Source organism: Aliiglaciecola sp. (assembly GCF_039982535.1).
Taxonomy (GTDB): domain Bacteria; phylum Pseudomonadota; class Gammaproteobacteria; order Enterobacterales; family Alteromonadaceae; genus Aliiglaciecola.
Window position 1 is genome coordinate 1 of sequence record NZ_JBDWYG010000041.1, and the last position, 22,239, is coordinate 22,239.

Below are 22,239 nucleotides of genomic sequence, written 5' to 3' on the forward strand. Positions count from 1 at the left end.
TCCCTACGACGTGACTAAATGACAGATTCATTTCAAGTAAAGCCTGAAGTATTCCAATATGGCAAGATAACCGAGTGCCTCCGCCTGAAAAAATAGGTACGATCTGACTTTTATTGTTATTGTATGGATGCGACATGGCTACTTCACTTCGTATAAAGCTGGTTTTCATTCAAATATGACTTAGAATTCAGTTTTTTGCACAACTTTTTTGTTTTTTAATGGAACGCATCTTTTATGTCTATTTTGGTTAAAAGTTTGTTTGCCTTTGCAATTTTACTTACACATTCTGCTGGTTACGCCCACAATATTGTCGATATTGTAAAAGAGGCGAAACAATCTGTGGTCGGAATTGGAATTTACGATCCAATTAAAGCGCCGCAAACCAGTTTACACGGCACAGGGTTTGTTGTTGCAAACGGGCAATATATTGTTACTAATAATCATGTCATTGCTAAACCTTTAGATGAGACAGCGAAACAAAAGCGTGTGGTTTTAGCGGGAGTTGGCCGTTATCCTAAAATGTTTGAGGCATACATAGTAGAAGTCGATGAATTACATGACTTAGCATTACTGCGCATTAGCACAAAATTAAAGCCTTTTCAGCTAGCGGATAGCAATTTGATTCCAGATGGAACAGAAGTGGCTTTCACTGGGTTTCCTATTGGTGCAATCCTCGGTTTATACCCAGCAACACATCGCGGAATTATCGCATCATCGACGCCGGTGATTGTCCCCACTGAACATTCCAGTCAATTGGATGCAAAAACCTTGAGACGGTTACGAGAGCCATACTTAGTTTACCAAATGGATGCAACTGCTTATCCAGGTAATAGCGGTAGTGCAGTATACGAAGTAGAGACTGGAAAAGTCGTTGCAGTTATTAATAAAGTGTTTGTAAAGGAAACAAAAGAAACTATTTTATCCGAGCCTAGTGGAATTACTTACTCAATACCTGTAAAATATGTCAAACAGCTTTTGCGATCGGCTAATGTAGATATAAATTAGCTTGTCGAAAAAATTTACAGTTGCACTATATTACACAAATTAAACATATATAAATCAATGGATTGTTGTGTTGGCGTGGTTTTTGCTTCTACGATCTCAATAAAGTTAATTGCGTTTTAGAAGTCGCATAAAAAGGGTTTTAATCAATGAATGAATTCGATAAGTCGTATAAAAAGGATGTTTCTGCTGTGAATAAGCGCCGTAATTTTCTTAAAAAGTCGGCCACCGGAGCAGTGATTGTTAGCCTTCCAGCCAAATCAGTCTGGGGAGCCTGTTCGGTTTCCGGAGCATTGTCAGGTAATTTGTCAACTAATACAGATCGTCATACTTGTACCATGCCTTACCTTAATGGTGGTCGTTCACCAGGTAATTGGAAAAAATACTCAAACAACATGCATTCGACCTTTACAAAGTTGAAAACATGTAAAAATAACTATGGAAAGAATAGTTCTGAGTATAAAACTATGGAATCTTGTTATGCTGAATCAATCGAAGAGGTTTATCAGCACACGTTAACTCTTCCAAGTGATCTTCCATCTAGAACTTTGACAGTTTCTGAAGCGTTGGCTTCAAATGGAAGTGGAGATAACAACATTTATTTCCATCTAGCCGCGGTATACCTGAACACTTACTTCGGTTTTTATTCAACCTACACTGAAGGGGCAGCAGCAGCACAGCAAGCTATTAGCGAAGTGTTCCTTTACTGGTATATATCAAAGAATAGTTCGTCTTTTAGCGGTATTAGCGAGTCAGAGTTAGGTTATGACGAAGGAAGTACTGATTGGTCACCTGTTGTTTGTTAATTTTAGCGTAATCTAAACTTTAAATAGGCGCATTAAGCACTATGCAACGCTACCGATTACCACCTGAATCTAGAATGATTTGTTTAGGGGACAACAGTGGCGTTGCTATTTATAGTGGATATAGTAGTAATACCACTTTTCTGATTAACAAAAATCCCCAATCATCATCTAGTAACTTTCCAGATATATCTCAAGGTATCACTAAGTTAGATTTAATTAACTGTTTAAGTCTTACAGAAGATTCTGCTGATAATTTGATCCAACGTTTAATTTCTGAAAAAGTATTCTGGACTGAATGATATAAATGAAAATTATTGATACAGGATGTTATCGTTTCGAACTAACCTCTGATATACGCCATGTTTACGACGTAGTTGACAGTTTATATTCAGACACACCAAATAACGACGGTCCTATTGATTTTTCAGTAAGCTTGGTTTTTGAGTCTTTTTTGAGACGATTTATTAAACCGCAGATTAGCTTTTATTCCGATCAGCACTCGCCATTCAAACCCTTACCAATATCACAAGCTGCCGCGGTTTTAGAGTGGGGCATGAATTGGTGTATTGCCGCACATGAATATGGACGATTATTAATTCATTCAGCCGTACTCGTTAAAAACGGCAAAGCAATCATTTTTCCTGCACTCCCTGGCTCGGGAAAGAGCACCTTGACTGCCCATTTAGGATTGTCTGGTTGGCAAGTGTATTCAGATGAAATGGCTATCATCGATACCTCATCTTGCGAGGTTTCGCCCTTATACAGACCAGTCTGCTTAAAAAACAATTCAATTGATTTAGTCAAAGAATGGCATCCAAATGCACTATTTTCACCAATTTGCAGGGACACACAAAAAGGTGATGTTGCCCATGTTAAAGTGTCGAACTGGAAGCAATACTCGACTCTACAACCAGCGCAAATTGTTGCAGTGGTTTTTCCTAAATACTCTCCTGAAACAGAGTTAACCATTTATCAATTAAGCCAACTTGACGCATTTAATACTCTGAGTAAAAATGCATTCAATTATAATGTATTAGGTGCTACAGGTTTTGATGCGGTAGCGAAAATCATCCAATCTTCTAGCCTATTTGAAATTCAATATAATGACCTGAATGAAGTAAATGAATTTCTCATCGAAGACATAATAGGTTAGCTATGAAGTTTACTACCAAAACCTTATATGAATTGTTATTAGCACCTAAATTAGGGCTAACACTTTCTACGAAAGAGTGGCAATCGGTTATTTTCATATTACGTGAGACTAAATTACTGGCAAGCCTATATCATGTGGCTAAGCGTGATGGTTGCTATCAAGATTACCCTGACTTTACAAAGCGCCATCTATATTCAGCTCAAGTGTATGCTAAGCGACAAGCACAACAAATCTGTTTTGAGGCCGTTGAGTTTAGACTGTTGTTAGAGCAAGTAGGTATTACCGCGGTATTTTTGAAAGGTGCAGCTTATACTTTGCGTAAGAGTCTAAATAGCTACGGAAGAGTTTGTTCTGATATTGATGTTTTGGTTAATAAAAAAGACTTAAATATTGCTGAAGCACATCTAAAAAAGAACCGTTGGCAATCAGAAGAGTTGAGTGATTACGACGAAAAATACTATCGTGAATGGGCACATGAAGTACCCCCGTTAATCCATGTTAACCGTGCTACTGTGGTTGATATGCATCATAATCTTTACCCTCCTATTAGTGGTCGCGCTACCAATATTAATCAGTTCATTTCATCACGACAGAAAACACCATCAGGCTGTTTCGTGTTAGATCCGGCTACTACTGTGATGCACAGTATCATTCATATGTTTGCCAACGAAGACAGCAGCAGTTGGATGAGAGATCTGTTTGATATCATGTTGTTAATCGAAGAGTTTGCTAGTGACGAATTCTGGCGGTCTCTTATAGAGCTCAGTAATAAAACGGATTTTGACTTTGAGTTTGTGAGTTGTTTAAAAGCCTTACAGTTATATTCTGATAAACCTTTACCTGATGTGGCTAATACTTATTTGGAAAATTACAAGTTTAGTAAAGGCGAACTCTGGATATTACGTGAGGGTATCCTCCCCGCCATTTGTCCAGAACATGATCTTATGCTAACGGCTAAAATTAAACGCGCTAAAATGTTAGTCTATCTTCGTGGTCACTGGATAAAGATGCCATTTAACGTATTGATAAAACATTTTGCATTTAAGTCGTTTTTTGCGATTCGAGATCAAATTATGGGAAAACATCATTTTGATCCGAAATTACCTGAAAATCCCAATTGGTAATTTCAATGTTTTAGGTTTCTGCTGGTTTTACTTTTGATCTTTTTATCGAACACTAAAATTAAACTTAATCACATACTTTCAATTACATAGTTAAAAAAATCCGTGGATATTTTGATTGCATACTTAGGTAAAATTGATACCTAGGTATTTCAATTAGCACTACTAATTCTGTTAATTTAGGTGCAAACTATGAGGTTAGCAATAATCATTTTCTGGGCTTAAAAGAGAGGTTAGGTTTGACGGATAATATCTATGAAAAGCGCATAGGCATCATTGGGTTAGGTTACGTTGGTTTACCATTAGCTGTATCGTTTGGGAAAAAATTCTCTACCCTTGGCTTTGATATCAATCAACAGCGGATTGAAGAGCTTAATCGAGGTGAAGACCACACCTTAGAGGTTTCTCCTGAAGAGTTGCAAAGTGTTACCTCATTAACGTTTTCATCTGCACCCGAAGATCTGTCCAAGTGCGATTTTATTATTGTTACCGTTCCAACACCAATAGACAAAAATCGACAGCCTGACCTAACTCCGTTAAGAAAAGCCAGTGAAATGATTGGTAAAGTAGTCAAAGCCGGTGCGACTATTATCTACGAATCAACAGTATATCCAGGTGCTACTGAAGAAGTCTGTATTCCCCTTATCGAAAAGTATTCTGGTTTGAAATTCAACCAGGACTTTTATGCTGGTTATAGTCCTGAGCGAATTAACCCTGGGGATAAAACCCATCGCTTGGAAAGCATTATCAAAGTAACCAGTGGCTCTACACCTGAAATTGGTGATTTAGTCGATGAATTGTATTTAAGTATTATTGAAGCGGGTACTCATAGAGCTTCTTCCATAAAGGTCGCCGAAGCGGCCAAAGTAATTGAAAATACCCAAAGAGATTTGAATATTGCATTAATCAATGAATTAGCGATGATATTTGAACGACTTGGGATAGATACTGAAGAGGTGTTACTGGCAGCGGGCAGTAAATGGAACTTTTTACCATTTCGCCCAGGGTTAGTGGGAGGCCACTGTATCGGTGTTGACCCATACTATTTAACCCATAAAGCCGAAGAAATTGGTTATCACCCTGAAGTGATTTTGGCTGGACGCCGCATCAATGACCAAATGGGTGAGTACGTGGTAAGCCGATTAGTCAAAAAAATGCTAAACAAAAAAATTATGGTTAACGGTGCCAATGTACTCTTAATGGGAATTACCTTTAAAGAGAATTGTCCAGACATTCGTAATACCAAGGTGGTGGATATTGCCACTGAACTTGATAATTACCATGTAAATGTTGATATATACGATCCGTGGGCAGAATCCGAGGAAGTGGATGCTGAGTATGGATTAAAATTAGTTAACCAACCGGAAGTTGGCAAATACGACGCTATCATCGCAGCTGTTGCTCACCAAGAGTTTAAACAAATGTCTAGCCAAGAACTACGTGGTTTAGGCAAAGATAATTGTGTTGTGTTTGACTTGAAATATATTATTGATAAAGAAATAGTTGATTTAAGACTTTAGGAAAAGTAAATGAAAATTTTAGTAACTGGGGCTGCCGGTTTTATTGGATCTCACGTAAGTTTATATTTGCTTGAACGAGGTGATGAGGTTGTAGGATTAGATAACCTCAATGATTATTATGACGTGAACCTCAAATTAGATAGATTGAAACGAGTAGAGCAACATAAAAATAGCTATAACTTTACCTTTGTTAAAATGTCTGTGGAAGACAAAGAGCCAATGGCTGAATTGTTTGAGGAACATAAATTTGACAAGGTAGTGCACTTGGCGGCTCAAGCCGGAGTGCGTTATTCACTTGAAAACCCTCATGCTTACATTGATGCCAATATTGTTGGCTTTATGAATATATTGGAAGGTTGCAGACACAATAAAGTTAAACATTTAGTGTATGCATCCTCTAGCTCAGTTTATGGCGCTAATGAATCCATGCCTTTTTCTGTGCACGATAACGTCGACCATCCTGTATCTTTATATGCAGCAAGTAAAAAAGCCAATGAACTAATGGCTCATACCTATAGTCACTTATTTAACTTACCGACAACGGGATTACGCTTCTTTACTGTGTATGGTCCATGGGGACGTCCAGATATGGCGCTGTTCTTATTCACTAAAGCGATTTTAGAAGATAAACCCATTAAGGTATTTAATTACGGTAATCATAAACGTGACTTCACCTACATTGACGACATTGTCGAAGGTATTATCCGTACTCTAGATCACACTGCTGAGTCTAATCCAGATTGGTCTGGTAAGAATCCAGATCCTGGAACAAGTAAAGCACCTTGGCGGGTTTACAATATCGGTAACCAATCACCTGTCCAGTTAATGGAATATATTGAGACTTTGGAAGATAACCTTGGAAAAACTGCAGAGAAAGAGCTTTTACCTCTGCAAATGGGCGATGTTCCTGATACTTACGCGGATGTTGAAGCTTTAGTAAAAGATGTTGATTATCGTCCACAGACAACAATTCAAACGGGAATTAAAAACTTTGTGGGTTGGTATAAAGACTACTTCAATGTAAGTTAATCACTTTCTAATTCCCAATAAAAAACGCAAGGTACTTAATATAAGTCACCTTGCGTTTTTATTTGTGGTTCAGTCAGCCTTATGAGGCTAACTGCTGTTTCATTCTACGACGCATTTCATGTAGTAGAGGTTCGGTATACCCACTCGGCTGAGCTACTCCTTCAAAAATCAATGCTTTAGCTGCTTCAAAGGCGATAGATTTATCAAGATCGGGACACATGTTGATATACTCAGGGTCCCCAGCATTTTGTTCATCTACCAGTTTCGCCATTCTGCTTAAAGACGCATTTACCTGAGATTCATCCACAATGCCATGTAATAACCAATTGGCAATATGTTGACTGGAAATTCTGAGGGTGGCTCTGTCTTCCATGAGTCCCACATTATTGATATCTGGAACTTTTGAACAGCCAATACCTTGGTTTACCCAGCGAACAACGTAACCTAAAATGCCTTGAACATTATTGTCTAGTTCGCGGGTTTTGGCTTCATCATCAAGCACTGTGCCAGCTTCCATGACAGGAACGGTCAGGATATCGTCTAAACCGTTAGTATGCTGTTGTTTAAGTGATGATTGAATCGCAAATACGTCAACTTGATGATAATGCAATGCATGTAAAGTGGCAGCCGTAGGCGAGGGCACCCAAGCTGTATTCGCGCCAGCTTTAGGATGTTGTATTTTCGCTTTCATCATTTCAGCCATATGATCCGGTATTGGCCACATTCCTTTACCAATCTGTGCTTTGCCAGATAATCCTGCGGCTAAACCATGGCCAACATTATCTTTTTCGTATGCGGTGATCCAAGGTAGTGTTTTTAACTGACCTTTTAGACCAAATGGACCTAGCTGCATAGAAGTATGGATTTCGTCACCGGTACGGTCTAAAAATCCAGTATTAATGAACACTACCCGAGTTTTCGCGGCTTCTATACAGGCGCTGAGATTAACAGAGGTGCGTCTTTCTTCATCCATAATACCCATTTTGATAGTGTTTTCCGGTAAGCCCAGTATTTTTTCGACTTTTGCGAATAAAGCATTTGAAAACGCAACTTCTTCAGGGCCATGCATCTTAGGTTTCACTATATAGATACTGCCTTTATCACTGTTCGAAAATGGACTATGACCTAATAAGTCATGTTTACCTATCAAAGAGGTGATCATGCAGTCCATAATGCCTTCAGGTATTGCCTCACCATCAAACAAAATGGCATCGTTTGACATTAGTAAGCCAACATTTCGAATAAACATCAAACTGCGACCTTTCAAGCTAGTCGTTTGACCATCTAGATTTGTAAAAACCTTATCGTTACTGAGTGTTCTCTCAATGGTCTTTTGGCCTTTTTGCACAGAAGTGGAAAGTGTGCCTTTCATCAAGCCTAACCAATTTCGATAAACTAAGGTTTTATCTTCTGCATCAACCGCGGCAACAGAGTCTTCACAATCCATGATAGTGGTTAAAGCCGCTTCAAGGACGATATCTTTTAATCCACTTGGGTCTGCTGCGCCTACTGGGTGAGATCGGTCGAATTGTAACTCAATATGTAGCCCATTATGGGTTAAGAAAATAGATGTTGGATCGCTGATTTCACCAACAAAACCCACATACTGTTTAGGGTCACGTAGACTGGTTTGGTCGCCATTACTCAATGTACAAGTCAAGCTTGACGTTTCAATTGAATAAGCGGTTACATCTTGGTGGCTGCCAGTTTCAAGGGGGGCTGCAACATCTAACCATTGACGGCCATGCTCTATAACTTTTTGACCTCTAACACTATTGTAAGGGCCACTTTTATGGGCTCCACCTTCTTCACTAATTACATCGGTTCCATAAAGGGCATCGTAAAGGCTGCCCCATCTCGCATTTGCCGCATTAATGGCATAACGCGCATTATTGATTGGCACTACTAATTGTGGACCCGCCATAGTTGCGATTTCAGGATCAACGTTTTCGGTAGTAATTTGAAATGGTTTAGGTTGCGGTAAAAGATAACCAATTTCTTCTAAGAAAGCTTTGTAGTCGGTTAATTTATACTGGGGATTTTGCTGACAATAATTGTCTATTTTTGCCTGTAAATCATCACGCTTCTGTAAAAGCTTTTGATTTTTTGGCATAAACTCAGTTAACAGCTGTTCAAATCCGTCCCAAAAAGCGCCTAATTCTACTTGCGTTTGCTCGATTGCTTCTTCCTTAATGAAACAATCTAACTCTTCTGCTATTTGCAATTTTCCGCGCGATATATAGTTTTGCATAGTAATACTCCAAAGCTGTCCAATGGATTAATACTACCGACTTCTAATGAATATGTTTAATTTATGGCTTTTATCTTTGTGATAAATGCGGTGAATGTAGGGTGCGAAAGCGCCAACTAACTAAGTTGATTGGCGACTTCACTAATAAGACGACGGAACCAAATATGCCCAGCATCGTGGTGCAACAATGCGCTCCAGGCCATTTTTAAGCCAATGGGGGGAATATCAAAAGGCGGTTCCAAAATAACTACGTCAGGATCGTTGCGGTATAAGTTAGCTGCCTTGCTGGGTAGGGTAGCAATTAGGTTTTGTGCTTTCGCTAATTGTAATGCCACATGATAGTGACGCGTGAACACACGAATATCGCGCTTTTTACCTAGTTTAGTTAATTCTGCATCAACCCAGCCAAGTTTTTGAACTTCGTTAGGATCTACCCCAACGCCGACACCAAACCCGGTTTTGCTCACCCAAATGTGTTGTGCAGACAAATAACTACTCAAATCAAAATGGGAAACCATTGGATTATTACTTTTTAATACACAGGAAAACGCATCATACCAAATGACTTTTTGATGGAACGAAAGAGGCAATTCATCAAATCGGTTAATGGCCATGTCAACTTTACCGTGTTCAACATCATGGAAAGTCACGTCACTGGGCGTAATTACATCTAATGTGATATTCGGCGCTATCTTCCCTAGTTGACGAATAACTTCAATTAACAGGGTTGATTCAGCGTAGTCACTGGCCATGATTCGAAACGTTCGTTGGCTAGTACTAGGAATAAATTCGGTTTCTGGTTGAATAGTGGTTTCCAGTTTGGCTAACACATCACGAACAATAGGTTGTAGCTCTAAGGCTCGTTTTGTTGGTGTCATACCTTCACTGGTGCGCACTAAAAGTGGATCATTAAACAAGTCACGGAGACGTTTAAGACCATTGCTCATTGCGGGTTGAGTGATACTGAGTTGATTCGCGGCTTTGGTTACGCTTCCTTCTCGTAATAACACATCCAGATATACCAATAAATTTAGATCAACTTTAGCAATATTCAAATTAACTTCACTTCTAAACTGAGTTCTCATTGATTATACCAATGGTTATAAGGGTTACCACAAAAAAAAAGCAAGACATTAGTCTTGCTTTTCTTACTGAGCTATAAGTTAGCTTAATTAGGCGACATCAAATTGATTCATGGTGTTATCTTCACCGGCCGCTTTAAGCGCCTGGTCACCACTGAAATATTCTTTGTGATCATCACCCATATTTGAACCAGCCATCGCTTGGTGTTTAACACAGGCTAAACCTTGACGCAGTTCTTGACGTTGAACACCTTTCACATAAGCCAGCATACCTTCATCACCGAAGTAACCTTTGGCAAGGTTATCAGTAGACAACGCAGCAGTGTGGTAAGTAGGCAAGGTGATTAAGTGATGGAAAATACCTGCTTCACGGGCAGCATCTGCTTGGAAAGTACGTACTTTTTCATCAGCTACTTGAGCCAATTCGCTGTCATCGTATTTCACCTGCATAAGCTCATCGCGGTTGTATTCGCTAACATCTTTACCTTCTTCAACCCAAGCATCAAACACTTGTTGACGGAAGTTAAGAGTCCAGTTAAATGAAGGTGAGTTGTTGTAAACCAACTTCGCATTCGGAACTACTTTACGGATTTCGTCAACCATTGCGCCGATTTGACCAACGTGAGGTTTTTCAGTTTCAATCCATAACAGGTCGGCACCGTTTTGTAGTGAAGTAATACAATCAAGTACTACACGGTCAACACCAGTATTATCTTTAAATTTGAACAAACCATTAGGTAGACGAACAGGCTTAACCAGTTTACCGTCTTGACGAAGGGCTAGGTCACCATCTTGTAAATCATCAACAGAGTTAACGTCAGTGGTATCTAAAAATGCATTGTACTTAGACGCCAAATCGCCTTCTGAGGTCGATACTGGTATTTTTTGTGTCAAGCCAGCACCTAATGAATCAGTTCTAGCAACAATAACACCATCGTCAACACCTAATTCAAGGAATGCGTAACGAACTGCGTTTATTTTTGCTAGGAAGTCTTCATGAGGTACAGTTACTTTACCGTCTTGGTGACCACATTGTTTAGCATCAGATACTTGGTTTTCAATCTGAATACAGCACGCGCCTGCTTCAATCATTTGCTTAGCTAACAAATAAGTTGCTTCTTCATTACCAAAGCCTGCATCAATATCCGCAATAATAGGCACTACGTGGGTTTCATAATTATCAATTTTGGCTTGAATTTCTGAAGTGCTCTTACCTGCAGCTCGTGCTGCGTCTAGTTCATGAAATAATTCACCTAGCTCTTTAGCATCAGCTTGACGTAGGAAAGTATAAAGTTCCTCAATTAATGAAGAGACTGTTGTTTTTTCATGCATAGATTGATCAGGAAGAGGACCAAACTCAGAGCGAAGTGCTGCAACCATCCAACCTGATAGATATAGATACTTCTTATTTGTTGTACCTTGATGTTTTTTAACAGCCAACATTTTTTGTTGTCCAATAAAACCATGCCAGCAACCTAAAGATTGAGTATATTGACTAGAATCTGCATCATACTCTTCCATATCTTTACGCATGATGGCTGCGGTATATTTAGCTATATCAAGTCCAGTTTGGAAACGATTTTGTGCTTTCATTCTTGCCGCATATTCAGGGTTAATCGCATTCCATCCAGAACCATTCTTTTGGCATAGCTGGCTTACAGCGTTTAGGTCATTTTGATATTGAGACATCATATTTTCCTTTTTTCTATTACATGTGTAGGGAACTGAGGTCTAGTGCATAATTATTGTGAACACATCTAGACGACCGGTATCGATTCACCTGATTATTATTTTGTGTCGATGCAATTATCCTAGCCCTACAAGCATAATAAAAAAAACGTATATTAATGATTTTCGAAATAGATATGGTGAATGTTTGTTTGTATTTCCTTAAAAATCAGAGACTAAAGTTTGTTTAGTTAATTATTGACTGCGCGATAATTACAGCGTTTAAATCGAAATAAGACTAGTCAGGATGATTTATTTCCCATTTTTTTGTTATTTTTCAATTTTTAGTCGACACAGTTACTGTATTTACCCAACGAAGTTGTGGATATTGTGAGTAGAGCATGAGTTAGTGATGGATAGGAGGTGTTTAGCTGTGGTACCTGAATTGAAATCAGCGTATTGATGAACGGCGATACAGATGTTAAGCAATATTTCACTGTGTAGGCGAGTCATTCAGACATTACTTTGCGCAATCTAGTAAAAATCTGTTTATAAGACTTAAATTTCACGTATTATTTCCAGCAAAATTATTGTTAAGTTTGGAGATAAAATGAAGTGGCTATCGGCTGTTACCTTATTGCTGTTTGTTTCCGCAGCACAAGCAAGTCAAGAAAAACCTAAAAACATTATAATGGTAGTCGGCGATGGTATGGGACCTGCGTACACCACTGCCTATCGCTATTTTGCAGATAAAAAAACATCACCGATGATTGAGCCAACAGTGTTTGATCGTCATCTTGTGGGAATGGCTAGTACTTATCCTGCTAGAGTCAGTGGTTATGTAACAGATTCTGCTGCCGGTGCGACCGCCTTATCTGCAGGTGTGAAATCATACAATGGTGCTATCGCGGTAGATGAGAATAAACAATCGGTAAAAACCGTTTTAGAACAAGCGCGTCTTAATGGCTTGAAAACTGGCGTTGCGGTGACGTCGCAAATCAATCATGCAACTCCTGCAGCCTTTTCTGCTCATAATGAAAGTCGTCGTAACTATGATGCAATTGCAAATAGTTATTTTGATGACAAACTGAATGGGCAGTTTGCTCTTGATGTAATGTTAGGTGGCGGTTGGAAGTATTTTATTCGTGATGACCGCAATATTGTTGATGAATTTAAAACAGCGGGTTATCAATATATTGATGACTTAACGCAGCTAGACAGTCTTAAGCCTGGACCTGTAATCGGTCTATTTGGCGATGAGGGCATGCCTTGGGCTCTGGATATGCCTGACAAGCAGCGCTTACCAGCATTAGTTAAAACAGCAGTTAAACAACTAACCAATGACAAAGGTTACTTTTTATTGGTAGAAGGCAGTCAAGTTGATTGGGCTGGACACTCCAATGATATTGCCTCAGCTATGGCTGAAATGCATGACCTAGCGTTAACATTGGAATGGTTAGAGCAATATGTACAAAAAAATCCCGATACCTTAGTGGTCGTGACAGCAGATCATAGTACAGGTGGTTTTACTATTGCTGCAAATGGCAACTACCAATGGGATCCTGAACCGTTAAAAGCAGTAACACAATCTCTAAGCACTTTGGCAAAATCAATGGTAAACAGCAAAACACCAATGGATTTAGCTGAGGCGGGGTTGGGCTTCAAGCTAAACGAAACTGAAAAGTCACTTTTACAGAAAGTTGATATGACTAACAGTAAAGCGCTATATGTACAGCTTAAGAAGTTGATGGATATCCGTTCAAATACAGGTTGGACTAGCTCAGGCCACACAGCCGTAGATGTTCAAATTTTTGCTATGGGAGCTGGAAAAGAGCATTTCCGTGGTCATATGGACAACACTAATATTCCAAAAATTATTTTTGAGTTAATGCAATCTAAATAGCTTTAAGCTATCTATATTAGCAGTCAAGTTAGGGAACGAGTTTGACTGCTAATATCCCGTTAGTTCCATAAAGCCGATACCTTGATGGCTGCCCTCAACCACTACCGCACCCTCATAATACGGAAACATTCCGTGATTATATTGATCTTGTTTAAACGCTGAAACGCGAATATGGATTTGATATTGAGGTAACGATAGAGACCAATTAAGTGGCACTTGTATACCGTTAACCGTTGCATAACTATCAATGGTCCCTTTGATATCTGTTGCTGTTAAATGAATTTTATCGCCACCAGGGCTTATCAAGCTGCCAAACCACACATTGCCCAATTCACTATGTCGAACCTGGTACAGCATCAGTTTTTGGCCATCATTTAGATGTAAAGAAAACCAGTCCCAGCCTTGCGTTTTTTGGTCGGAAAGTCCCGCACTCCATTCATGATCAAACCAACCTTCTCCTGAAACTTTAATGGTTTTATCTAGCAATTCTATGGACCCATCAATAGCAATAAAGGGCTGACTGTAATACATAGAAGCATGCTGTTCATTCGCCAATTTAACACTGTAGCCATTTTGACCATTTAAAATATACGGGCCTTTGGCTTGCATGTTCAGCATTATATTAACCTGCCCATTGAGGTTAAAATTCAAAGAGGCTGGCAACAAATCCGCAGATGATGAACGCCAATGCCAATCATCTAAATATGCCTCAAAATTGTTAGATTCCTCATTGAGTGAAACATCAGCGTTGCCAACTCCACCTCTGGCAAAAATTTCTTCAAACCAACTTTGTTTATCAGAACTCAGTTTACCGTGGCTCATATATAGTTGGCCGTTACTCCAATTGGAGTCGCTAACTCCCCCTGAAAAGCGGAATAATGTCCATTGCATAGGATATTGATTGCCCTGACTATCAAACAAGTTAGCGGTTAAATACCACCATTCAATAGCAAATTCAGGGTGACTGAGATGATCTCGTGGAAATTCAATGGCTATTTCGGTATTGGCTTTTGCACTGGTAAAGTTTTCCTGATCAAGCATACCCCCGTACATGCTAGAGGAGGAAGTATCAGACTCTGAACAGGCAGACAACACTATACTGGCCGACAATAGGCTTGTTAATAGCCAAGGTGTTTTTCTAAACTTTAACCATTGAGCCATTTTATATCCTCAATAGGCGGTATTAATATTGCCCTAGCTGCTGGCAATAATACAGCCAATAGCACGACAGTTAAGCTTGAAAAAACTAGCTGAACAATGGTTTCCAATTCAATAACCAGCGGATAGGACCAATAGAAAGCCTGCACATTAATCAAATTGATCAAAAGCCAGCTTAATAATATGCCAAATGGAATAGCAATAGCACAGATAAATAAGCACAATAGGGTGTATTGGAACAAGGTTAATAACAGTACTTTACTTGCCGGTACACCCATAGCACGAAGCAAAGCCCGTTGAGGTTTATTATCGAAGTCGATCACAATCAGGGAGGAAGCTAACGAGAATGCAGCGACCAATAAGGTAATAATATTAAGACTTTGGGTTACCACAAAAGTATTATCAAAGGTTTGCATAGAGGCTTTCAGTAATGTTTGGGTTTCCATCATTTGTGCATCAGGCATGTTTAACCCTAACTGCTTCTTGAGTTCAGTCCACTCAAGTGGGTGAGCCCCTTGGTTATATAAAGCCATAACCTGTCTGCCGCCTAGTGGATTTTTAATTAACCACTCACTGACTAGAGCTTGTGCGTTCGGGTTACCATAATCATAATAAATACCAACCACTTGTACTGCCAACTGGGTATTATCTTGGCGACTAATTTCTAGTTTTTGGCCTAATTTTAGCTGCTTGGAAAGGGCAAACTGCTGATTGACAAAAATCCCATATCCATTTGAAAACTTATCCCAAGAAGTATCCAGAGTATCTTCCAATAATAGTGCCTGGCGGTGTTTTAATTGACTTGGGTAGGAGCGGATTTGCAGGTCGTTGCCCTGATAGCTGACCTTTTCTGCCTGCCTGACAAAAATTGAAATCTCCGGGAAATTTAGTTTGATAAGCGTACTTACTTTATCTGCATCCTGAGTATAAATATAAGCATCGGCGTCAAGTCGCTGGGTTATCCATGTATCAGTGGCAACTCGAAAGCTATTGACCATTAAATTCATGCCGACATTTGCCGTTACAGCAATGAAAAATGCACAAAGAGCGATACTGCTTTTGTTTGATACTCGTTTAGCATCCGCAAAACTCCAGCTTAAACTAGGCGCGTTTGATGGAATAAAGGGTCGTGTTAATACAAGTAACTTGGGCAATATAAACAACACCATGAAACAACCACTGGTTATCAGCAACCCGATGATCACAAAAGAGCTAAGGATATTTGTGTAGCAAAAATACAAAATTAAACTCACTAACAGCAATATTGCAGATACTGCTAACCATCTGTTCTCATTACTAACCACCTGAGGTGTAAGTTTAATTGAGGCTAAGTGGCGGTCTATGGAGCGCAATGGGATCACGGCAGCTAGGCTTAATCCCAGAATACTAGCCAGTAGCACTCGGCTATATAAACTAGGCCATGAAAATGATTCAAACCCTAAAGACACATTATATAGACTCTCAAGGGTTTGATTAACGGCAGGGGACAGCAATTTGGCTGCTTCAATACCCAAGGTGACACCCATTGCACTACAAACTATGGCTAAGAACAGCATTTCTATTATGCTAGCGCTGAAAATCGCGACAATTGGAATACCTAGTTGTCTTAAAATTTTAAACGTCGGCAAGCGTTTAATTATCAATAAATTTAAAGCGTTTAACACCACAAACATGCACACAACGAACATCAGTAGACCCATGGCAAACAGGTTAAGATGAAAACTTGCGGTTAATTGTTCGGTATCTTCTGTTGAGGTTAACTTGACTAACCTGAGGTGTGCCGGCAATTGCACAGTGACAGGGTTCTTATCATTATATTTACCAACCACCACTAGGTAAGAAATCTCCTGAGTAGTGAATTGATTAAACAAAGTTTCAATGTCGCAAACAATTTGCTGACCAAGGCCAGTTGCTTTGGCTATGGATACAGGGCCTATTGGGAATTGCGAATTGAGCTGTAAAAAATTATCACTCGTAAGCAGCTTTTGTGTGCGTAATACTTTTGCATAGGCAGGATCAACAATGAATTTATTTTCTGTTGCGTCTACCTCTGATGAATTGAGACTTGAGGTAAATAAAACGACTTCTTTTTCAGTACTATCCGCACCTTGTTGGCTTAGATCTAGACTCATTAAGGCATAATAATCGACCCCCACAAAGTCAAGCTTGTTGTTTTTGCTCTCTATTTCCAAAGTTGATACGGCTATAATATTTCGATTTCCACTTTTGCGTAAATCGGCATAGTCTGCCTGAGTGATCGATGCACCTTCTTTAGGGTAGATAGCGTAGCGTACGTCTTCTACTAAGGGAAAATTGGGTTGGTTATAACTTCGCATAGCGGTTTCATTGATAACCAGCACAGATGAGAAGCCTGCGCAGCCAATTATCATCGCCATTAGCACTAAAAAAAAACGATACTTTTGCAAATTGTAACTTTTTACTATTACCCATAATACCGAAAGAATTGACTTAGTCATTTGCTTGTAGCGTTAACTTTTTATCACTCAAGTGATAATGGCAATGGGCTTGTTTCGCTAACTGTTGACTATGGGTGACCATAACCAGCATCGCGTTATGTAAACTACATAAAGAAAAAAGTAAGTTGGCGACCTTGTCGCTATTTTTGTCGTCAAGATTACCCGTGGGTTCATCCGCTAAAACTAACTCGGGTTTGTGGGATAAGGCTCTTGCGATAGCAACTCGCTGTTGCTCTCCGCCAGATAAATCCACTGGCATTTTATGCCGTTGCTCTGCTATACCTAATTGTTGTAACAAGTTAAGCAGATATGGCTCGTCTAGATTTTGATTTAAACGGGCGGGAAAACATATGTTTTCCCAAACGGACAAACACTCTATTAGATTGAATTTTTGAAACACAATACCCACGGTTTTTTGCCGGTAGGCATCACTTAAACGAGGGGAGAATGAACAGATATTCTGCCCATTGATGATTATTGAGCCTGAGTCTGGTTTATCCAGACAGGCCAACAAATGCAGTAAGGTTGACTTTCCAGAACCCGATTCGCCAGTAATGGCAATTTGTTGTTTGGGGGCAATGTTTAAATTTAGATTATCTAAAACCTGAGTAAATTGTTTGCCATCTTGATATGACTTAGATAAGGCTTCAATTTTAATCATTGCACCGCCAGTTGTTTTATTTGTTCAGCTTTACCCTTCTTCGTGAATAAAGGATAGGTAATCTTCACCAGTTAGTTTTTTCATTTGAATGATTAAATAAGCCAGCGCAGAAAACAGCATAATTAAACTTGGTACCATGATTACTGGGTAACTTAGTGCTGTCATCCGCCCTAACTCTTCAGTGTAGGCGGTTGTGCCAGGTTCGCTAACTAAGATAATTTTCGCCAATATATAATTTAAGAACGAAGAAACAAAAAACGACGCGGCAACGATATACGAGCTGATGGTTATTTTGCGCTTAAACAAGGCTGTATTTTGTTTTTTCTCTAAAGCCTCGTCTAATGCTGGCCAATTGATCACATTTTCATTGAGAATAAGAATTTTCACTAAAGAGCGATTGGTGTATTGAGATATCAACACCGCAATCCCTAAAATTCCGGGGATGGCAGCTTCTTTAATGGCAATATATTCGGCGGGTAGTTTCAACAAGGTGATACCGCCAGTGAGTATGACACTAATTATGCCTAATATAGAGAAACCATTTACCTTGCCTGACTTTTTTAAATCCCAGATGCCGTAACCTATGGGGAATGCTAAGGCGCAGACTACACTTACCGCTGGGCCTAAATATTCTTCGCCGCTAAGGTAGGATAAAATTAATACGGGAATTACAATATTGAATGCAAGGTTACCCATAAACCCATTGTTTTGTGGTGGGTTCTTCTTGGGGTTTTGAGTCGATTCGTTTGCTGCTGGCTTATTCATAAAATCTTTAAACTATATTTTAACTGTTGTCAGTATATCTAACTCCCAATCAATCCACTACGATTTTAATCAGACTTAGACGTGTTGCTCTTTGTAAGTAAAGCAGGTTTTTAGCGCTTTTTCGCCCAAATTTTTGCTGCGCATAAACCTGCAATAAAACCAAAGAGGTGGGACTCCCAAGAAACGAAACTGTTTGTGGGGAATACACCGAAAATCAAACCGCCATAAAAAAAGCCGACGATGAGGGAAATAATAATGAGCTTTATGCGCCCAGATATTAGGCCACCTAGCACTAAAAAACCAAAGTAGCCGTAAATAATACCACTGGCACCAATATGCATAGCTGGGCGTGCAAACAGCCATACCAGTAAACCAATACTAAAGATTAAATAGATACTGACAGCCATGTAGGTTTTTTTGCCGTACTGCATTACCAGTAGGCTAAATATTCCTAAAGTGACAATATTTGATGCGAAATGGGCTAAATTTCCATGTAAAAAGGGACTAAAGATTATGCCGCGCAAACCAATGAGTTCACGTGGGTATATTCCAAAGACATTTAAGCTGCGGCCAAAAACAATATTGATGCCTTCTATAAGCGTAAAAAATAACATCAAATACAAAACGAATTTCAATTGAGATGCTAGAACCGTTGTTTTTGCGCCCATCACGTTACCCTAAAATAATATGTGGTAGATATCGGGACATATCTTGTGTAATCAAAGAGGTATCTTCTCGTACTGAAATTCCGGCGGCTTTGTCGTTAACTAACCAAGAACCAATTAATGTGTAGTTATTGTCAAATTTAGGAAGCGGATGGAATGCTTGATAAATAAAGCCTTCCTCACCATAAGGACCATCGGCATGTATAATCTCTTGCCCTTTTTCTAAAATACTAACGTTTGCCCCTTCTCGGGAAAATATCGGCTTTTTAACAATGCGCTGGTGGTCACATAAATGCAGTTCATCTTCGAAATAAGCAGGTAACAGGTTAGGGTGGCCTTTAAACATCTTCCACAACATGGGCATCAGTGCTTTGTTAGACAAAATACTTTTCCACAGGGGTTCAATCCAATTGGTTTGTGAGCTTTCCACAAAATCCCCAAACTCCTCACGCTGCATAAACTCCCAAGGATAGAGTTTAAACAAAGTATCGATTTGGTTATTTTTTAAATCGGTAAAACGACCGGACTCTCCTAAACCAATATCTTCAATGAAAACAAAAGGAGCATGTAGGCCTGATTCTGCGGCGCAGTCTTGCAAATACTGAACGGTGCCACGATCTTCAATGGTGTCCTGACAACAGGCAAAATGAATATGTTCGGTTTGATAATGTTTAGCGATTTCATCTATCCGTGCAATTAACTTTTCTTGTAATGAGTTAAATTGATCTGCCTGACGAGAAAGTTGATTGCCATCCACTAAATCTTGCAACCACAACCATTGCCAGAATCCCGATTCATATAAACTAGTCGGTGTATCAGCATTATTTTCATACAACTTAGCCGGACCACTACCATCATAGGCAAAATCGAGTCGAGAATATAACGACGGATCTTGCTTGCGCCAGGAATCTTTCACCCCTTGCCAGAAGTCTTCTGGAATTTTAAAAGCAGACAGTAAAGCGTCGTTATTCACTACTTTGTCTACAACTTGTAAACACATTTGGTGAATTTCGACGCTAGGATCTTCTAAGTCATTTTCAATTTGCTGTAAATTGAACTGATAATATGCAGATTCATCCCAATATGGCTCGCCGTACATACTATGGAATGAAAAGCCAAAGTCCTTTGCTTTTTGTTGCCAGTTTTTACGGGGATCACTTGGTATTCTGAACATCGGGACTCTATTGCTGTGGATTAATGCTGTTGTTGATCAATGGGCTGCATGGATTAATGTTGCCAGTGGAAGGGGGTTAACCACCCCAACCACCTTTAGAGCCACTTCTACTTCCCCAACTTGATTTAGCGCGAACAGAGCTGCCAAATCCACCTCGTTTTATTGTTCGAGTGACCGCGGGTTTAGGTTTGAATGCATCTGGACTGACTTTGTGGTTGCGCTTACCCAATGAACCATAATCGTATCCACCGGCGCCAATCCACCGGTAACGATAGGGAGAGTAGGGAGAATAAGAGGTAAACATGGGTTGATACTGGTAACGATTAGGCGACAACAGGTTACTTAACATGTAGCCGGCCATAAAAGGCATAAAAAAGGAGCCCGAACTGCGCTCTACCTGACGGCATTGGTTTGGCCCAAACTCACTTTCACAATCCCGTTCCGTATTATATTTAGGTCCTGTTCGTTCCGCTTCTGCCAAAGCTTCTTGATAAGCGGTTTCACACACTTGTGCCTGTTCTGGATTCTCTTTGGCACAATCTTCGGGCGTGGTGTAGATAGTTGCTTCTTGACGATTACCTGTACAAGCCGCCAAAAATACAGAGGCAACACCAATTGCCAAAGGCTTAGGGGAAAAATGCTTACGCATTCTGCTTAGATTGATTTGTTCACTGCGTTTACGTGTCATGCTTATGCCTCCTAGTAGGTCATGCAAGCCGCATTGAGTAAACCAACGCCGATGGACATAGACGCTAACATGACGCCAGCTGACACTTCTTGATTATCAATCCTTTCAGCGATGGCAGGCATAAAAGTGAAGCGCAATAGTAAAAACGCTAACACCTGCGCGATAAGTGCAATGAAGCCCCAAATAGCAAAGTCATATTGAGACGTTGAATTAGTTACAGCACCGGATAACGCAATACTAAAACCGACGATAGCACCACCAAACCCAATTGCAGCAGCTGTGTTTTTTTCTTCTTTCACCAATTTCCATTCATCATGGGGAGTGACCCATGCGTAAACGATTTTGAATAAAAATAAAAGCACTATTGAGACCACAAAATAGATTGCAAAATTACCCAATCCGGCTATTGATTCCAATAATATATCCATCGATTTTTCCTTTTCTGTGTAAATGTAGATTTGCTAACCGTTTATTTTAATATCGGCGGGCAAAATATCGAAGCCAGTGCTAATGACCAGGCAGCGATCATGATTATTATCAACAATTTTTTCTTCTGCACAAACCAATAAGGTTTCGAAGGCGTCGTGATCTATTTGTCGTTCATATAACATCACAAATTGATCCGTTTGACTGCTATCACCATCAAGTTCAAAGGTTTTCTCTGTCATTGCTACCGGAGGTGACTCCTCGCCAACAGCATTCCATACACGTCTATAGTTGTTATTTTCAATTTGATAATGGGGCTGAGAAACTTGTTGGGCAATGAGGTCTTTCCATTGCTTATCGGTACCCACGGTTTGTGTATCGTAAAAGTACCATAACTTCACATCAGTGATGTGGTTTTCTGTGTCACCACCATCTAATACTACCTGTAAAAAAGCATCGTCATCGGTGTAATAACGTAGAATTTTGCCGCCTGTATCTAAATGAGCTTCGCCCACGGCTTGAATCAAATGATGTCTAGCAGCACCTTCAATTACCAGTTCAGGCTCAATAAGCTTGAGTTTTAAATCATCAAGCTCAAAAGACCCGCCTAAATACAACCCCATTATTTCCGGTGCTTTTATGTCAGCTTGCTTGTTCTTTTTGCTAAACCATTTTGAAAACATGATTTCT

Annotated in this window: 20 protein-coding genes and 1 pseudogene; 8 read left to right on the forward strand and 13 right to left on the reverse strand. The window is 39.7% G+C overall.

Going from position 1 to position 22,239, the window contains the following annotated elements; translation table 11 throughout:
* Positions 1–136: pseudogene (locus ABJV04_RS13205) on the reverse strand (phospholipase); the annotation flags it as partial.
* A gap of 98 nt (positions 137–234) precedes the next feature.
* Between ABJV04_RS13205 and ABJV04_RS13210 the strand changes: the two are divergent.
* The 7 genes from ABJV04_RS13210 to ABJV04_RS13240 all read left to right on the forward strand — a co-directional run bounded on the left by ABJV04_RS13210 (position 235) and on the right by ABJV04_RS13240 (position 6,631).
* The gene (locus tag ABJV04_RS13210; protein WP_348492005.1) at positions 235–1,005 is read left to right on the forward strand and encodes a serine protease; all 771 of its coding nucleotides are present in this window, start codon (positions 235–237) and stop codon (positions 1,003–1,005) included.
* A gap of 146 nt (positions 1,006–1,151) precedes the next feature.
* Entirely contained in the window at positions 1,152–1,808 is a 657-nt protein-coding gene (locus tag ABJV04_RS13215; RefSeq protein ID WP_348492007.1) for a hypothetical protein, read from the forward strand.
* Between the two features lie 41 nt (positions 1,809–1,849).
* Positions 1,850–2,107 (forward strand): hypothetical protein, encoded by a 258-nt coding sequence (locus tag ABJV04_RS13220; RefSeq protein ID WP_348492009.1) that lies wholly within the window; start codon positions 1,850–1,852, stop codon positions 2,105–2,107.
* Positions 2,108–2,112: 5 nt separating this feature from the next.
* Positions 2,113–2,961 carry an HprK-related kinase A gene (locus ABJV04_RS13225; RefSeq protein ID WP_348492010.1) on the forward strand — a complete coding sequence of 283 codons (849 nt, stop codon included), beginning with the start codon at positions 2,113–2,115 and terminating at the stop codon, positions 2,959–2,961.
* A 2-nt stretch (positions 2,962–2,963) separates the two neighbouring features.
* A complete protein-coding gene (locus ABJV04_RS13230; RefSeq protein ID WP_348492011.1) occupies positions 2,964–4,085 on the forward strand; it encodes a nucleotidyltransferase family protein in 1,122 nt (373 codons plus the stop codon).
* Positions 4,086–4,321: 236 nt separating this feature from the next.
* Positions 4,322–5,602 (forward strand): Vi polysaccharide biosynthesis UDP-N-acetylglucosamine C-6 dehydrogenase TviB, encoded by a 1,281-nt coding sequence (tviB, locus tag ABJV04_RS13235; protein ID WP_348492012.1) that lies wholly within the window; start codon positions 4,322–4,324, stop codon positions 5,600–5,602.
* 9 nt (positions 5,603–5,611) lie between these two features.
* Positions 5,612–6,631, forward strand: a complete 1,020-nt coding sequence (locus ABJV04_RS13240) for an NAD-dependent epimerase (protein ID WP_348492013.1) — start codon at positions 5,612–5,614, stop codon at positions 6,629–6,631.
* 79 nt (positions 6,632–6,710) lie between these two features.
* On the opposite strand, the gene ABJV04_RS13245 is transcribed toward ABJV04_RS13240, so the two are convergent.
* The 3 genes from ABJV04_RS13245 to ABJV04_RS13255 form a co-directional block, all read right to left on the reverse strand.
* Positions 6,711–8,882 (reverse strand): malate synthase G, encoded by a 2,172-nt coding sequence (locus ABJV04_RS13245; RefSeq protein ID WP_348492014.1) that lies wholly within the window; start codon positions 8,880–8,882, stop codon positions 6,711–6,713.
* A 116-nt stretch (positions 8,883–8,998) separates the two neighbouring features.
* Complete coding sequence (locus ABJV04_RS13250; RefSeq protein WP_348492160.1) at positions 8,999–9,937, reverse strand: LysR family transcriptional regulator; 939 nt, start codon at positions 9,935–9,937, stop codon at positions 8,999–9,001.
* A gap of 117 nt (positions 9,938–10,054) precedes the next feature.
* On the reverse strand, positions 10,055–11,653 hold the full coding sequence (locus ABJV04_RS13255) for an isocitrate lyase (RefSeq protein WP_348492015.1): 1,599 nt from the start codon (positions 11,651–11,653) through the stop codon (positions 10,055–10,057).
* Between the two features lie 589 nt (positions 11,654–12,242).
* Here ABJV04_RS13255 and ABJV04_RS13260 point away from each other — a divergent pair.
* Positions 12,243–13,535, forward strand: a complete 1,293-nt coding sequence (locus ABJV04_RS13260) for an alkaline phosphatase (RefSeq protein WP_348492016.1) — start codon at positions 12,243–12,245, stop codon at positions 13,533–13,535.
* A 48-nt stretch (positions 13,536–13,583) separates the two neighbouring features.
* Here the strand turns inward: ABJV04_RS13260 and ABJV04_RS13265 are convergent, their stop codons facing one another.
* From ABJV04_RS13265 to ABJV04_RS13305, 9 genes are all read right to left on the reverse strand, one after another.
* Positions 13,584–14,696 carry a lipocalin-like domain-containing protein gene (locus tag ABJV04_RS13265; RefSeq protein ID WP_348492017.1) on the reverse strand — a complete coding sequence of 371 codons (1,113 nt, stop codon included), beginning with the start codon at positions 14,694–14,696 and terminating at the stop codon, positions 13,584–13,586.
* On the reverse strand, positions 14,681–17,170 hold the full coding sequence (locus ABJV04_RS13270; RefSeq protein WP_348492018.1) for an FtsX-like permease family protein: 2,490 nt from the start codon (positions 17,168–17,170) through the stop codon (positions 14,681–14,683). The genes ABJV04_RS13265 and ABJV04_RS13270 overlap by 16 nt, the downstream gene beginning before the upstream one ends.
* A complete protein-coding gene (locus ABJV04_RS13275; protein WP_348492019.1) occupies positions 17,163–17,831 on the reverse strand; it encodes an ABC transporter ATP-binding protein in 669 nt (222 codons plus the stop codon). Before ABJV04_RS13275 ends, ABJV04_RS13270 begins: the two co-directional genes overlap by 8 nt.
* A gap of 30 nt (positions 17,832–17,861) precedes the next feature.
* Entirely contained in the window at positions 17,862–18,596 is a 735-nt protein-coding gene (locus tag ABJV04_RS13280; protein WP_348492020.1) for a VC0807 family protein, read from the reverse strand.
* Between the two features lie 110 nt (positions 18,597–18,706).
* Complete coding sequence (locus ABJV04_RS13285) at positions 18,707–19,264, reverse strand: rhomboid family intramembrane serine protease (protein WP_348492021.1); 558 nt, start codon at positions 19,262–19,264, stop codon at positions 18,707–18,709.
* A gap of 4 nt (positions 19,265–19,268) precedes the next feature.
* Positions 19,269–20,435 carry a glutathionylspermidine synthase family protein gene (locus tag ABJV04_RS13290; protein WP_348492022.1) on the reverse strand — a complete coding sequence of 389 codons (1,167 nt, stop codon included), beginning with the start codon at positions 20,433–20,435 and terminating at the stop codon, positions 19,269–19,271.
* A 76-nt stretch (positions 20,436–20,511) separates the two neighbouring features.
* Positions 20,512–21,123, reverse strand: a complete 612-nt coding sequence (locus tag ABJV04_RS13295; RefSeq protein WP_348492023.1) for a DUF1190 family protein — start codon at positions 21,121–21,123, stop codon at positions 20,512–20,514.
* An 11-nt stretch (positions 21,124–21,134) separates the two neighbouring features.
* Positions 21,135–21,551: a DUF350 domain-containing protein gene (locus tag ABJV04_RS13300; protein WP_348492024.1), complete on the reverse strand. Its 417-nt coding sequence runs from the start codon at positions 21,549–21,551 to the stop codon at positions 21,135–21,137.
* A 33-nt stretch (positions 21,552–21,584) separates the two neighbouring features.
* Positions 21,585–22,232, reverse strand: a complete 648-nt coding sequence (locus ABJV04_RS13305; RefSeq protein ID WP_348492025.1) for a YjfK family protein — start codon at positions 22,230–22,232, stop codon at positions 21,585–21,587.
* Positions 22,233–22,239 lie beyond the last annotated feature (7 nt).

Excerpts from the sequence above, each read along its gene's own strand:
- ABJV04_RS13210 (WP_348492005.1), top strand. The coding sequence starts at position 235 with ATGTCTATTTTGGTTAAAAGTTTGTTTGCCTTTGCAATTTTACTTACA.
- ABJV04_RS13215 (WP_348492007.1), top strand. The coding sequence starts at position 1,152 with ATGAATGAATTCGATAAGTCGTATAAAAAGGATGTTTCTGCTGTGAAT.
- ABJV04_RS13220 (WP_348492009.1), top strand. The coding sequence starts at position 1,850 with ATGCAACGCTACCGATTACCACCTGAATCTAGAATGATTTGTTTAGGG.
- ABJV04_RS13225 (WP_348492010.1), top strand. The coding sequence starts at position 2,113 with ATGAAAATTATTGATACAGGATGTTATCGTTTCGAACTAACCTCTGAT.
- ABJV04_RS13230 (WP_348492011.1), top strand. The coding sequence starts at position 2,964 with ATGAAGTTTACTACCAAAACCTTATATGAATTGTTATTAGCACCTAAA.
- ABJV04_RS13240 (WP_348492013.1), top strand. The coding sequence starts at position 5,612 with ATGAAAATTTTAGTAACTGGGGCTGCCGGTTTTATTGGATCTCACGTA.
- ABJV04_RS13245 (WP_348492014.1), bottom strand. The coding sequence starts at position 8,882 with ATGCAAAACTATATATCGCGCGGAAAATTGCAAATAGCAGAAGAGTTA.
- ABJV04_RS13255 (WP_348492015.1), bottom strand. The coding sequence starts at position 11,653 with ATGTCTCAATATCAAAATGACCTAAACGCTGTAAGCCAGCTATGCCAA.
- ABJV04_RS13260 (WP_348492016.1), top strand. The coding sequence starts at position 12,243 with ATGAAGTGGCTATCGGCTGTTACCTTATTGCTGTTTGTTTCCGCAGCA.
- ABJV04_RS13265 (WP_348492017.1), bottom strand. The coding sequence starts at position 14,696 with ATGGCTCAATGGTTAAAGTTTAGAAAAACACCTTGGCTATTAACAAGC.
- ABJV04_RS13270 (WP_348492018.1), bottom strand. The coding sequence starts at position 17,170 with ATGACTAAGTCAATTCTTTCGGTATTATGGGTAATAGTAAAAAGTTAC.
- ABJV04_RS13275 (WP_348492019.1), bottom strand. The coding sequence starts at position 17,831 with ATGATTAAAATTGAAGCCTTATCTAAGTCATATCAAGATGGCAAACAA.
- ABJV04_RS13280 (WP_348492020.1), bottom strand. The coding sequence starts at position 18,596 with ATGAATAAGCCAGCAGCAAACGAATCGACTCAAAACCCCAAGAAGAAC.
- ABJV04_RS13285 (WP_348492021.1), bottom strand. The coding sequence starts at position 19,264 with ATGGGCGCAAAAACAACGGTTCTAGCATCTCAATTGAAATTCGTTTTG.
- ABJV04_RS13290 (WP_348492022.1), bottom strand. The coding sequence starts at position 20,435 with ATGTTCAGAATACCAAGTGATCCCCGTAAAAACTGGCAACAAAAAGCA.
- ABJV04_RS13295 (WP_348492023.1), bottom strand. The coding sequence starts at position 21,123 with ATGACACGTAAACGCAGTGAACAAATCAATCTAAGCAGAATGCGTAAG.
- ABJV04_RS13300 (WP_348492024.1), bottom strand. The coding sequence starts at position 21,551 with ATGGATATATTATTGGAATCAATAGCCGGATTGGGTAATTTTGCAATC.
- ABJV04_RS13305 (WP_348492025.1), bottom strand. The coding sequence starts at position 22,232 with ATGTTTTCAAAATGGTTTAGCAAAAAGAACAAGCAAGCTGACATAAAA.